Consider the following 13,168-nt stretch of genomic DNA (forward strand, 5'->3'; position numbering starts at 1 on the left):
GTGAACGCAAAGCGTTTTGAGGCTATGTGTCGCAGTCCATCACGGTGTGGCACAGTGCGCACCGCGCCCGCACCCGGCCCCGCACCGGCACCCTGATCCGCTGATGGCACGTCGGACACGGAAACGTCACCCGCAGCGCGGACCCCTCCGCCGAGAACGCGTACGCACCGCCCGGCGCCACCCCGCCCACCCCGCTCTCCCGCGCCTCACGCCGGTCCTTCGCGTACCGCCGCCGCCCCGCCCACCCGGCCGCCTTCAGCGGCGGCCGCTGCTCGTCGGCCCGCGCCCGCGCCAGCCCCTTCGTGTACGCGGTGTAGGCCTGCGCACTGGTGAACCACGTCTCCGGCGCCTCACCGAACGCGAGCGACCGCTTGGCCAGCACGTAGCCGAACTCCTCCGGCGTGAGATAGCCGAGCTTCTGCGACGACGCCGCGTCCTCCCGGTACGCGTCGAGCAGCAGCCAGCCCGCCCCCAGATAGGTGGTGGCCGTGTCCGTGAGGATCTCGTTGTCCCGCGTCCCCGGGAACGCGAGACCGAGCCGGTGCAGATAGACGTGCATGACCTCGTGGGCGAGAGCGGCCCCGATGTCCCGCCGGTGCGTACGGAACCGGTCGTTCAGCTCGATGAAGTACTCCGGACCCGCCGCCAGCTCGACACTCGCCGCATGCGTCATCTCGCGGAAACTGACGATCATCCGCGCATCCGGCAGCCGGTAGTGTCGCACCAGCTCACGCGCCACCCGCAGCGCCCCCAGATACAGGTCGTCCTGGTCGCAGAACGCCACGTCGACCGGGGCGACGCTCGTCTCGAAGGTGTGCACGGTGTCGTACGAGAGCCGCTTGTACAGCGCGGTCACCGCCGCGCGCACCGTCTCCAGATGCGGAAAGCCGTGCTCCACCGGTCCGCCGTTCGCCACGCCCGCACCCCCTGGGTCCTGTCGTCGAAATGGCGTCTGCCGGGCGGCGTCTGGCACGCACGCTCGCGGCGTTGCCGGAAAGCCCTAGTAGCTCCTCCCCCAAGGCCTTAAGGGCCAGGGGGGACCCCCATCGAGGACTTCCCAGCGCCTTGCGATCGCACGCACCAGACGCCGCCCGGCCGGCCCTGCGGGCCGACGACGCCATTTCGACGACAGGACCTGCCGCCGGGTACCACCGCCCGGACACCGGAACTCCACTGTACGGCGGGAACCGACAGGCCCACCGGGCGCGATTAGTCCAAGACCTCTCCCCCTTTTGTCCATGGGCCCGCAGGCCCCGCCCGCAGCATCGTGATCACCGCGCCCCACCATGAGCGCAGCGAGGACCGTGCCCGCCGGCTCCCACGGAGAGCGGCCCGCACCCCGTCGCGCGTAAAGAGGGGCCGGTTCCGTGATCCGGAACCGGCCCCGTACGTCTGCCCGTCAGCGGCTACGACAGACAGCGGCTACGACAGACAGCGCCTACGACAGACAGCGCCTACGACAACGTCACACGCGGCTCACCCGCCGCCTCCGTCTCCAGCACCCACACCTCGTTACGGCCCTCGCGCAGCACGGGACCCGGAACGTACAGCGAGTGCTGCGGCCCCACCGACCAGTAACGGCCCAGGTTGAAGCCGTTCACCCACACGAACCCCCGTGTCCAGCCCGGCAGTTCGAGCTCCGCGTCCCCCGCGCCGCTCACCTCGAACGCGCCGCGGTACAGGCCCGCGGCCCCCGCGGAACCGTCCACCCGCGCAAGGCCCCGCACCGCGTCCGCATCGTCGAACGCGTCCAGGCGCAGCGCCCGCGCCCGCACCCCGTGCAGATACTGCCGCTCGTGCAGCACCCCGCCCGTGACGCCCTTCGGCTCACCCGTGCGCGGTCCGTAGTTGACCCGGCCGAGCGACTCCACCCACAGCTCGACGCGGGCGGGCCCCGCGACAGGCTCCGCAAGGACCGGCTCGTCCTCCGTGAGCACCCCGGCCCGCACCCCGTCCACGTACACCACGGCACGGTCCCGCAGCCCCGCCGCCCGCAGCGGATACGCCCTGCGCGGCCCCGGCACGTCCACGCTGTAGCGGACCAGACCCCGGTCCACATCGAGCTCCTCGAAGGTCGGCGGCACCGCGTACTCGCCCTCCCCCGAACCGAGCCCGTCCAGGACCGCGTCCAGCGGCACGTACGACGTCAGCTCCGCCGTCACCGCGCCGGCCAGCGCCGCCGGCTGCTCGGGAACGTCCGGCAGCGGCCCGTCCGCGTACTCGGCGAACACCTCACGGAAGCGCCAGAACTTCTCCGTCGGCCGCCCGTGCTCGTCGACCGGCGCGTCGTAGTCGTACGACGTCACATCGGGCTGGAGCCGCCCCTCGTGCAACTGCCCCGCCCGGTTCGCCCCCGCCCAGCCCCCGAAACTCGTCCCGCCGTGCGCCATGTACAGATTGACCGACGCCCCGCACTCCAGGATCTCCCGCAGAGCCGCCGCCGCGTCCTCGGCGTCCCGCACGACATGGTCCGCACCCCAGTGGTCGAACCAGCCGCACCAGAACTCCATGCACATCAGCGGACCCTTGGGCCGGTGCCGGCGCAGCGTCTCGAAACCGCCCCGCGCGTTCGACCCGAAGTTCGCCGTCGCAAGGACACCCGGCACCGAGCCGCCCGTCAGCATGTGGTCGTCCGGACCGTCCGACGTGAACAGCGCCGCCGTCACCCCGAGCCCGCGCAGACCGTCCGCGAGATGGGCCAGATACACCTGGTCCGAGCCGTACGAGCCGTATTCGTTCTCCACCTGCACCATGATCACCGGGCCACCCCGGTCGTACTGCCGCTCCACGACCTGGGGGAGCAGCGCCGCGAACCAGCGGTCCACCGCCGCCAGGAACTCCCCGTCCCTGGTCCGCACCCGAGCGCCCAGCGGACCCGTCAGCCAGTGCGGCAGCCCGCCGTTCTCCCACTCGGCACAGATATAGGGCCCCGGACGCACGATCGCCCACAGCCCCGCCTCGCGCACCGCGTCCAGGAACCGGCCCAGAGCCCCCACGTCACGCAGCTCGCCGGGGCGCGGCTCGTGCAGATTCCACGGGACGTACGTCTCCACACAGTTCAGGCCCATCGCCCGCAGCATCGCGAGACGGTGTCCCCACTGCTCCTCGTGCACCCGGAAGTAGTGCAGCGCCCCCGACAGGAGCCGCACCGGCCGCCCGTCGACCTCGAAGTCGTCCTCGCCCACTCTGAACCCGGCCATCATGTCCCTCTCGCTTGAGAGCCTGTCTTTGCACTCCGGGCGGGCGCGGGACGCCTGGCACGCACGCTCGCCGCGTTGCCGGAATGTCCTGGTAGCTCCGCTACAAGGACATTCCGGCGCCTTGCGATCGCACGCACCAGACGCCCCGCGCTGATCCGCCCGGAGTGCAAAGACAGGCTCTACGTACTGCCCGCCACGATCACCTCTGGCGGGCGGCAGGGTCCATGGACAAAGATCAGCCCTGATTGGACGCAACGCGCGCACCACCGGCACCACACCCGCCCAGGAAGGGACACAAGCGGATGTACCACACCTGGATGCGGTATTTCACCCCCAGCCCGGCCCACCACCGACTCGGCCTCGTCTGCCTCGGCGTCGGCCTCCAGTACGGCGCCCTGCCCACCGTCGGCCCCCGCACCCTCGACCACCACGTCGCCGTCGTCATCACCGCCGGACGCGGCTGGTACCAGGCCCCCGACGGCCGCCGCACCACCGTCACCGCACCCGCCCTCATCTGGGTCACCCCCGGCATCCCCCACCACTACGGGCCCGACCCCGACACCGGCTGGGACGAATGCTTCGTCGACTTCACCGGCCCCGCCACCACCCCCTACACCGAACTCGGCTACATAGAACCCGAGCGCCCCGTCGTCCCCCTCTCCGACGCCGCCCACGCCCGCACCGCCGTCGGCCGCATCGCCCGCGCCGCCCGTCGCGGCAACCCCCTCCTCGAGGTCGAGACCGCCGCCGCCGTCCACGAACTCCTCGTGGCCCTGCGCCGCGCCCGCGCCGACATGGCCCCCGACGGCGACCCCGTCCTCCAGTCCCTCGCCCGCGACGCCTTCCAGCCCCTGTCCGTCGCCGAGCACGCCGCCCGCCACGGCATGACCCCCGCCGAACTGCGCACCGCAGTCCGCCGCGGCGCCGGCTGCAGCCCCAAGGACTACCTCCTCGGCATCCGCCTCGGCCGCGCCAAGGAACTCCTCGCCGCCACCGAACTCCCCGTCGCCGCCGTCGCCCGCCGCGTCGGCTACGACGACCCCGCCTACTTCTCCCGCCTGTTCACCCGCCGCGTAGGCACCGCACCCGTCCGCTTCCGCGAACAACAGGGCCGCACCGTCCCCGGCGGCTGGTCGAACACCATCCCCGACCCCGACGACCCCCCGATGCTGCGCTCCCCGGGCCCCATGATCGAACGCCCCCGCGCCACGTAGGGTTTCCTCCCATGACCAACAGCAATGCCCCCGAGGCCCGCGACGCCGTGGACCCCGCCGTCCGCGCCGAACTCGCCCGCCTGCGCGACAGCATCGACAACATCGACGCCGCCGTCGTCCACATGCTCGCCGAACGCTTCAAATGCACCCAGCAGGTCGGCCACCTCAAGGCCGAACACGCCCTGCCCCCGGCCGACCCCGCCCGCGAAGCCAGCCAGATCGAGCGCCTGCGCCAACTCGCGGAGAACGCCAAGCTGGACCCGGCCTTCGCCGAGAAGCTCCTGAACTTCATCATCAGCGAAGTGATCCGCCACCACGAGCAGATCGCGGCCAATTCAAGCCCCTCGGCCAACTCGAGCCCCTCTGCCAATTCAAGCCCCTCCGGCGTTTGAGGAGCGGGGTCCGGGGCAGAGCCCCGAGGCCCAGGCGCCAGCTGAGCCGCACCATTTCCATGGCGGAGGCGTAGAGGCGTACGCCAGCATGGGCACATGTCCGTACTGACGCGCGACGAAGCGCAGACCCGAGCCCAGCTCATCGACGTCCAGCGGTACACGATCGACCTCGATCTCACCCGCGGAGCCGACACCTTCGACTCCACCACCGTCATCGGCTTCACCACCCGCACGGCCGGAGACACCTTCGTCGAGATCAGGCCCGCCACCCTGCGATCCGTCACCCTCGACGGACACCCCCTGGACCCCGCCGCACTCGACGACAACCGGCTCCCCCTCACCGGCCTCACCCCCGGCCCCCACGAACTGCGCGTCGAAGCCGCCATGGCCTACTCGCACACCGGCGAAGGCATGCACCGCTTCACCGACCCCACCGACGGCGAGACGTACGCCTACACACAGCTGTTCATGGAAGACGTCCAGCGCGTCTTCGCCGCCTTCGACCAGCCCGACCTCAAGGCCGTCTTCGACCTCACCGTCACCGCCCCCGACGGCTGGACCGTCCTCGCCAACGGCATCACCGAACACCTCGGCGACGGAAAATGGCGGGCGGCCACCACCCCCCTCCTGTCCACCTACCTCGTCGCCGTCGCCGCGGGCCCCTGGCACTCCGTGCGCACCGAGCACGCCGGACTGCCCTTCGGCATCCACTGCCGCCGCTCCCTGGCCCCCTACCTCGACGCCGACGCCGAAGAGATCCTCGACATCACCCGCGCCTGCTACGACCGCTACCACGAGAAGTTCGAGGAGCCCTACCCCTTCGACTCCTACGACCAGGCGTTCGTCCCCGAATTCAACGCCGGCGCCATGGAGAACCCCGGACTCGTCACCTTCCGCGACGAGTTCATCCACCGCTCCGCCGTCACCGACACCGAACGCCAGACCCGCGCCATGGTCATCGCCCACGAAATGGCCCACATGTGGTTCGGCGACCTCGTCACCCTCCAATGGTGGGACGACATCTGGCTCAACGAGTCCTTCGCCGAGTACATGGGCTACCAGACCCTCACCGAAGCAACCCGCTTCACCGGCACCTGGGTCGACTTCGGAGTGGCCCGCAAAGCCTGGGGATACGACGCCGACCAGCGCCCCTCCACCCACCCCGTCGCCCCCGACGCCGACGCTGTCCCCGACACCGCGTCCGCCCTGCTCAACTTCGACGGCATCTCCTACGCCAAGGGCGCCTCCGCACTGCGCCAACTCGTCGCCTGGCTCGGCGAGAAGGACTTCCTCGCCGGCATCAACACCCACTTCCAGCGCCACAAGTTCGCCAACGCCACCCTCGCCGACTTCATCGCCTCCCTCGCCCACCACACCGACCGCGACGTCCACGCCTGGGCCGACACCTGGCTGCGCACCACCGGCGTCGACACCCTCACCGCCACCGTCACCGAACACCCCGGACAGACGGCACTCACCCTCACCCGCAACGGCAGCCGCCCCCACCGCATCACCGTCGGCGTCTACGACCGCGACCTCATCGACGGCGCCACCCTCGTCCGCCGCGAACTGAGCGATATCGACATCCCCGCCGACGGCGAACACAGCCTCCCCGGCCCCCGCCCCGCCCTCGTCGTCCCCAACGACCAGGACCTCACCTACGCCAAGATCCGCCTCGACCCCCACTCCGAGGAAACCGCCCTGCGCGGCCTCTCCCGCGTCCCCGACCCCCTCACCCGCGCCGTCCTGTGGAACTGCCTGCGCGACATGGTCCGCGACGGCGAACTCGAACCCCTCACCTACCTCGAAGCCGCCCGCGCCCACCTCCCCGGCGAACGCGAACTCGCCAACGTCCAGGGCGTCCTCGCCTTCGCCCGCACCCAGATCGCCGACCGCTACACCACCCCCGCCGAACGCCCCGACGCCCTCGCCCTCCTCACCGACCTGTGCACCGACCTCATCCGCCGCACCGAGGACGGCAGTAACCCGGGCCTGCGCCTCACCGCCGTGCGCACCCTCATCGACAGCGCCGCACACGCCGACACCATCCGCGACTGGTACGACAGCGGCAGCGTCCCCGGCGGCCCCGAACTCGACCCCGAACTGCGCTGGCGCATCCTCGGCCGCCTCTGCGTACTCGGCGCCGTCGACGACGCGGTCATCGAGGCCGAACTCACCCAGGACCCCAGCGCCACCGGCCGGCAGGGTGCCGCCCACTGCCGCGCCGCCCTGCCCGACCCCGAGGCCAAACGCGCCGCCTGGGACGCCATGTTCACCACCGACGAGCTCTCCAACTACCTCTTCACCGCCACCGCCCAGGGCTTCTGGCAGCCGGAACAGAACGACCTCCTGCACCCCTACGTCGCCCGCTACTTCCCCGACGCCGTGGCCGTCGCCCACCGCCGCGGCCCCGCCATCGCCGACGCCGCAGGACGCCACGCCTTCCCCGCCCACGCCATCGACACCCACACCCTCACCCTCGGCGAAAGCTGCATCGAGGACGACGACCCCATCCCCGCCCTGCGCCGCCGACTCGCCGACCAACTCGACGACCTCGCCCGCGCCTTGAAGATCAGGACAGCCACCGCCGCCAACTAGGGCCGGGCAGATACGGGGTCCGGCCGCACCGGACCCCGTACCACCAACCACGCCGCCCCCACCCAATCCCCGTACGGCAGTACCACTTTCGGGTTCCGATCGTTGTGATCAACGGGCACGCCACCGCCACCGCAGACAGGCTGGAGGCCCCACCCGCGCACCCGAAGGACACCGCCATGAGCAACCCGCCGCCCCTCGCCGGAGGCCCCCAAGGCCCCCAAGCCCTGCGGCCGTTGCTCGACACCGTCCTCGACGCACTCCACGACGGAGCCACCGCCCGAGGCGGCCCCCTCCCCGCCGGCGGCCCCCACACCGTCACCGCCCGCCTGCGCGAACTCACCGGCGACCCCCTGCCCCACCACGGCATCGACGCCGACACCGCGCTGCGCACCCTCGTACAGGCCCTCGCCGAAGGCGCCGCCGACCCCGCCGACCCCCTGTGCGCGGCCCACCTCCACTGCCCACCCCTCGCCCTCGCGACCGCCGCCGACCTCGCCGCGTCCGCCCTCAACCCCTCCATGGACTCCTGGGACCAGGCCCCCGCCGCGTCCGCCCTCGAAACCCTCGTCACCGACGCACTCGCCCACGAGGTCTACGGCGACACGGGCCACCCCGGTCAGCCCGGCCACCCCGGTCAGTCAGGCCGGCCCGGCCGGGGTGGTCGGCCCGGTCACCCGCAGGCCCTGGTCACCACCGGCGGCACCGAAGCCAACCAGCTCGCCCTCCTCCTCGCCCGCGAACACCACGCCTCAGAGGGCCCCCTCCAGCTCATCACCGGCGCAGGCGCCCACCACTCCCTGCCCCGCGCCGCCTGGCTCCTCGGCCTCCCCGACCCCGTCACCGTGCCCGCCCCCACCGGCACCCTCGACCCCGCAGCCCTCGACGAAGCCCTCACCGACCTGCCCGGACCCAAACTCGTCGCCGCCACCGCCGGCACCACCGACGCAGGCCTCATCGACCCCCTCCCGGAGATCGCCGACGTCTGCGAACACCACGGCGCCCGCCTCCACATCGACGCCGCCTACGGCGCCGGGCTCCTCTTCAGCCCCACCCGCCGCACCCAGCTCACCGGCCTCGACCGCGCCGCCACCGTCACCCTCGACCTCCACAAACTCGGCTGGCAACCCGTCGCCGCCGGCCTCCTCGCCGTACGCGACCCCGCCGACCTCACCCCCCTCACCCACCACGCCGACTACCTCAACGCCGACGACGACACCGAAGCCGGCCTGCCCGACCTCCTCGGCCGCTCCCTGCGCACCACCCGACGCCCCGACATCCTCAAAATCGCCGTCACCCTCAAAGCCCTCGGCCGCACCGGACTCGGCACCCTCGTCGACCAAGTCTGCGACCAGGCACAGGAGTTCGCCGCCACCCTCCACGCCCACCCCGGCTTCGACCTCTACGACACCCCCACCCTCAGCACCGTCCTCTTCCGCCCCCACGGCGCACCCGACGAGCGCATCGCCCACATCCGCCGCACCCTCCTCACCCAAGGCCGCGCCGTACTCGGCCGCGCCCGCATGGACGGCCGGCTCTGGCTCAAAGCCACCCTGCTCAACCCGCACACCCAGCCGGGCGACCTGGCCCAGCTGCTGAAACTGGTGGAAGGAAACACCCCCCGATGACCACCGCGCCCACCCCCCGGCCCCCGCACCCCGAAGCACCCCGCGACCTCGTCGGCATCGGCATCGGCCCCTTCAACCTCTCCCTCGCCGCCCTCGCCCACCCCCTCACCGAACTCGACACCGCCTTCTACGAACAACACCCCGCCTTCCACTGGCACCCCGGCCTCCTCATCGACGGCGCCACCCTCCAAGTCCCCTTCCTCGCCGACCTCGTCACCCTCGCCGACCCCGCAAACCACTGGACCTTCCTCAACTACCTCAAAACCCGCGAACGCCTCTTCCCCTTCTACTTCGCCGAGCGCTTCCACATCCAGCGCGCCGAATACGACGCCTATTGCCGCTGGGTCAGCGAAAACCTCCCCGGACTCCACTTCGGCCACCAGGTCGACGCCGTCCGCTGGAACCCCGAACGCCGCCTCTTCGAAGTCGACTTCACCCAACTCGACACCGAAGGCGAAGCCGAAGCACTCGGCCGCACCTACACCAAGAACGTCGTACTCGGCGTCGGCACCGCCCCCTACATCCCCGAACCGCTGCGCCCCCTCGCCGAAGCCCCCACCGTCCCCGTCATCCACTCCGCCGACTACCTCACCCACCGCACCGAACTCCTCGCCGCCGACCACATCACCGTCATCGGATCAGGCCAGTCCGGCGCCGAGATCTTCCTCGACCTCCTCAAGAACCGCCCCCAAGGCCACGAAAAACTCCACTGGCTCGCCCGCAGCGAAGCCTTCGCCCCCATGGAGTACTCCAAGCTCGGCCTCGAACACTTCACCCCCGACTACACCCGCTACTTCCACCACCTCCCCGAAGACGTACGCGACGGACTCGTCCCCGCCCAATGGCAGCTCCACAAAGGCATCGACGCCGAAACCATCGCCGCCATCCACGACGAGCTCTACCAGCGCACCCTCCACGGCGGCTGGCCCGACGCCACCCTCACCCCCGGCGTCTCCGTCCGCACCGCCGGCCGCGTCGCCACCACCAAAGTCGAACTCCACCTCGAACACCGCCGGCAGAACACCCGCTCCCGCCTCACCACCGACGCCGTCGTCCTCGCCACCGGCTACCGCGAACGCCCCCTCGACCAGATCCTCACCGGCCTGGACCCCCACCTCCACCGCGACAACGCCGAACGCCCCCGCATCGACGAACAGTTCCGCCTCGTCCTCGACCCCACCGTCACCGACACCGGCAGCAACATCTACGTACAGAACGCCGAACGCCACACCCACGGAGTCGGCGCCCCCGACCTCGGCCTCGCCGCCTGGCGCAGCGCCACCATCCTCAACACCCTCACAGGCAAAGACCCCTACCCCCTCCCGCAGCGCACCGCCTTCACCACCTTCGGCCTCACCCCCAACGAAAACCGCGCCCCCCGGACCCAGTCCGGAGAACGCGGCAACACCCATCTCATCGAGCTCAAGAACTAGGCGCTGTTTCTCGGATCTAGAACAGGGGCGTACCGTCCCGCGTCAGCCGCCAGTCCACCGAAGCGAACTCCGCCGGGTCCAAGGTGCCCTTCGCGGTCACCCACTCGGCGATCCGCGTACGAATCTCCGTCGACTCCGACCACAGCTCCTGCGCCGACGCCACATGCGGGAACGCCCCACCACCGTTCGCCCGGTAGTTGTTCACCGCGAACACGAACTTCTGCGCGTCGTCCAGCGCCGCACCCTGATACGTCAGGTTCTTGATCCGCGAACCCGCCGCCTGCGCGACGTCGATGTCGTACGAAAGCCCCGACACATAGTCGTAGTTGTAGTCCGGCCGGCCGTTCGCGTTCGTCAACTTGTCCACGTCCACGACCGCACCCGCCGCCGTCTGCACGAAATACTCCGCCGAGAACTCCAGGTACGCCCGCACCTGCGCACCCGTCATCAACTTCGCGACCAGCGTGTTGTCGTACACGTACAGACCCGACAGATCCCGGATCGTCACCTCACCCGCCGGAATCGACGACGTACGCGAGAACGGCGAAGCCTGCGAAAGGACCGGCAGCGACGCATACTCCGTCGACGCCAGCGCCTTCTTCACCACATCCGCCTGCACCGTGTTGATCAGGTCGATGATCGGCGCGTCCTTGTACCGCGCGTCCACCGTCGTCAGCGTCGTCGTCGCCTGACCCACGACCTGGTTCACATACTTCACGACCAGCGCGTGCTCGTCCTCGAGCAACTTCGTGATCTTCGGGTCGTCCGCCACCGCATTCGAGTTCAGCAGCTTCGACGACACCGACGACACCGTCCAGCAGCCCCGCTCCCACTCCAACTCGAAGTCGAAGAGCGCCAACCGCTCCGCGTAGCACAGCGGCTCCGACAGAACGACCGACTTCCCGGTCTTCTCGTTCGTCACCAACTGCTGCTCGATCTCCACATGCGCGTGCCCGACGAGAATCGCGTCGATCCCCGGCACGGTCCTCGCCACATTCGCCGCCGCGTTCTCCACGTACGGCAGCTGATCGCCCCACGACGACGTGCCCGAAGCGCCCGTGTGCGCCGACACGATCACCACGTCCGCACCCATCGAGCGCAGCTTCGGCACCCACAGCGCGGCCTGCTCCTCGATGCCGGGGAACTTCAACACACCCTGCACATACGCCTTGTCCCAGATCGCGATCCCCGGATTCGTCAGCCCCAGGATCGCCACCTTCACGTCCTTGCCGTGCGGCGTACGCAACTTCTTGATGACGTACGGCCGAAACGCCGGCTTCTCCGTCTTCGCGTCCACGGCGTTCGCACCGAGCAGCGGGAACTTCAACTGCGACTCGAACTTGCGCAGCGTGTCGATGCCGTAGTTGAACTCGTGATTGCCGAGCGCCGCCGCGTCATAACCGATCGCGTTCATCGCCTGCGCCATCGGATGCACCGGCCCATCCGCCGCGGTGATCGGCTCCACGCGCGCGTAGTAGTACGTCAGCGGCGTGCCCTGGATCGTGTCACCCGCGTCGATCAGGAGCGTGTTGCCACGGCCCTTCTCCTCGCGCACCTGCTTCACCAGCGTCGAGATCCGCGACAGCCCCTGCGCGTTGCCCGCCGAGTCCGTGTACTCCGCGTCCTTGAAGTAGTCCCAGTTGAAGACATGACCATGCAGGTCCGTCGTCCCCATGACGGTGAACGAATACCGCTTGTGCCCCTTCGGCCGCCCCCCGTGCGCCTGCGCGGCCGGCGCCGACACCGCCCCGGTCAACGCCACGGCCGCACCCGTAGCAGCGGACTTGCCCAGAAACTTCCGGCGATTCAACGGCATCTCAGATCCCCTCCGGCACCACTCATCGACAGTTGCAACGCGCGTAGATTCTGGCCCCTCAACCCAACACGCAACAGACCCACGAGGTTTCAATCCGATGACTGTCCGATGCGCTGCTGCCAAAGTGACCCCATGACCCCCGACGAAACGACCCCCGACGGACAACCCACCCCCACCCCCTACGGCACCCCCCAAGCCCCCCGCATCGCCGTCCGCGGCGAAGCCCGCATCGAAACCGACCCCGACCTCGCCCGCATCGGCATCACCCTCAGCGCCCGCGGCACCGACCGCCGCGAAGCCCTCACCGACCTCACCCGCCGCAACACCACCACCCTCGACCTCATCAAAAGCTACGGAGAAGCCATCGAAAAACTCGAAACCGGCGCCTTCTCCATCACCCCCGAACTCACCCGCCACGGCCGCACCGAACGCATCCGCGCCTACCACGGCCGCGTCCTCATCACCGCCGAACTCACCGACTTCACCGCACTCGGCGAACTCACCACCCGCCTCGCCGACCAGGACCTCACCCGCATCGACGGCCCCTGGTGGTCCCTGCGCCCCGACTCACCCGTCCACCGCACCGCCCGCCAACAAGCCGTCCACGAAGCCGTCCAACGCGCCCGCGAATACGCCGAAGCCCTCGGCACCCGCCTCGCCGCCCTCATCGAACTCGCCGACACCGGAGCCGAGGACCCCGACCGCTACGGACCCGTCCCCGGCGCACCCCACATGCGCATGGCCGCCTACTCCGGCGCCCCCGACGACACCCCCGCACCCCTCGACCTCGAACCCCAGCGCCAAACCGTCTACGCCCACGTCAACGCCCGATTCACCATGCACCCGCCCAAGCTGTAAAAGCCCCGCCCCCCGAACAACCGCACCGAAAT

Annotated in this window: 9 protein-coding genes; 6 read left to right on the forward strand and 3 right to left on the reverse strand. The window is 70.3% G+C overall.

From position 1 onward, the window contains the following. Positions 1–22: 22 nt before the first annotated feature. Positions 23–916, reverse strand: a complete 894-nt coding sequence (locus OHA58_RS27250) for a hypothetical protein (protein ID WP_405482014.1) — start codon at positions 914–916, stop codon at positions 23–25. 538 nt (positions 917–1,454) lie between these two features. After that, a complete protein-coding gene (locus OHA58_RS27255) occupies positions 1,455–3,200 on the reverse strand; it encodes a beta-galactosidase (protein WP_405482016.1) in 1,746 nt (581 codons plus the stop codon). 302 nt (positions 3,201–3,502) lie between these two features. Between OHA58_RS27255 and OHA58_RS27260 the strand changes: the two genes are divergently transcribed. The 5 genes from OHA58_RS27260 to OHA58_RS27280 all read left to right on the forward strand — a co-directional run bounded on the left by OHA58_RS27260 (position 3,503) and on the right by OHA58_RS27280 (position 10,462). Further along, complete coding sequence (locus OHA58_RS27260) at positions 3,503–4,414, forward strand: helix-turn-helix domain-containing protein (RefSeq protein WP_405482018.1); 912 nt, start codon at positions 3,503–3,505, stop codon at positions 4,412–4,414. An 11-nt stretch (positions 4,415–4,425) separates the two neighbouring features. After that, a complete protein-coding gene (locus OHA58_RS27265) occupies positions 4,426–4,806 on the forward strand; it encodes a chorismate mutase (protein ID WP_405482019.1) in 381 nt (126 codons plus the stop codon). A gap of 96 nt (positions 4,807–4,902) precedes the next feature. Then, on the forward strand, positions 4,903–7,404 hold the full coding sequence (gene pepN, locus OHA58_RS27270) for an aminopeptidase N (RefSeq protein ID WP_405482021.1): 2,502 nt from the start codon (positions 4,903–4,905) through the stop codon (positions 7,402–7,404). 176 nt (positions 7,405–7,580) lie between these two features. Then, entirely contained in the window at positions 7,581–9,029 is a 1,449-nt protein-coding gene (locus OHA58_RS27275; protein WP_405482023.1) for a pyridoxal phosphate-dependent decarboxylase family protein, read from the forward strand. Further along, positions 9,026–10,462, forward strand: coding sequence for a lysine N(6)-hydroxylase/L-ornithine N(5)-oxygenase family protein (locus OHA58_RS27280; RefSeq protein WP_405482025.1), 1,437 nt, complete (start codon positions 9,026–9,028; stop codon positions 10,460–10,462). Before OHA58_RS27275 ends, OHA58_RS27280 begins: the two co-directional genes overlap by 4 nt. A gap of 16 nt (positions 10,463–10,478) precedes the next feature. Here the strand turns inward: OHA58_RS27280 and OHA58_RS27285 are convergent, their stop codons facing one another. After that, a complete protein-coding gene (locus OHA58_RS27285; protein ID WP_405482027.1) occupies positions 10,479–12,278 on the reverse strand; it encodes a 5'-nucleotidase C-terminal domain-containing protein in 1,800 nt (599 codons plus the stop codon). Positions 12,279–12,410: 132 nt separating this feature from the next. Here OHA58_RS27285 and OHA58_RS27290 point away from each other — a divergent pair, with 132 nt between their 5' ends. Beyond that, on the forward strand, positions 12,411–13,136 hold the full coding sequence (locus OHA58_RS27290; protein WP_405482029.1) for an SIMPL domain-containing protein: 726 nt from the start codon (positions 12,411–12,413) through the stop codon (positions 13,134–13,136). Positions 13,137–13,168 lie beyond the last annotated feature (32 nt).

It is taken from the genome of Streptomyces sp. NBC_00009, from assembly GCF_045040855.1.
In the GTDB taxonomy this organism is placed as follows: Bacteria; Actinomycetota; Actinomycetes; order Streptomycetales; family Streptomycetaceae; genus Streptomyces; species Streptomyces aureus.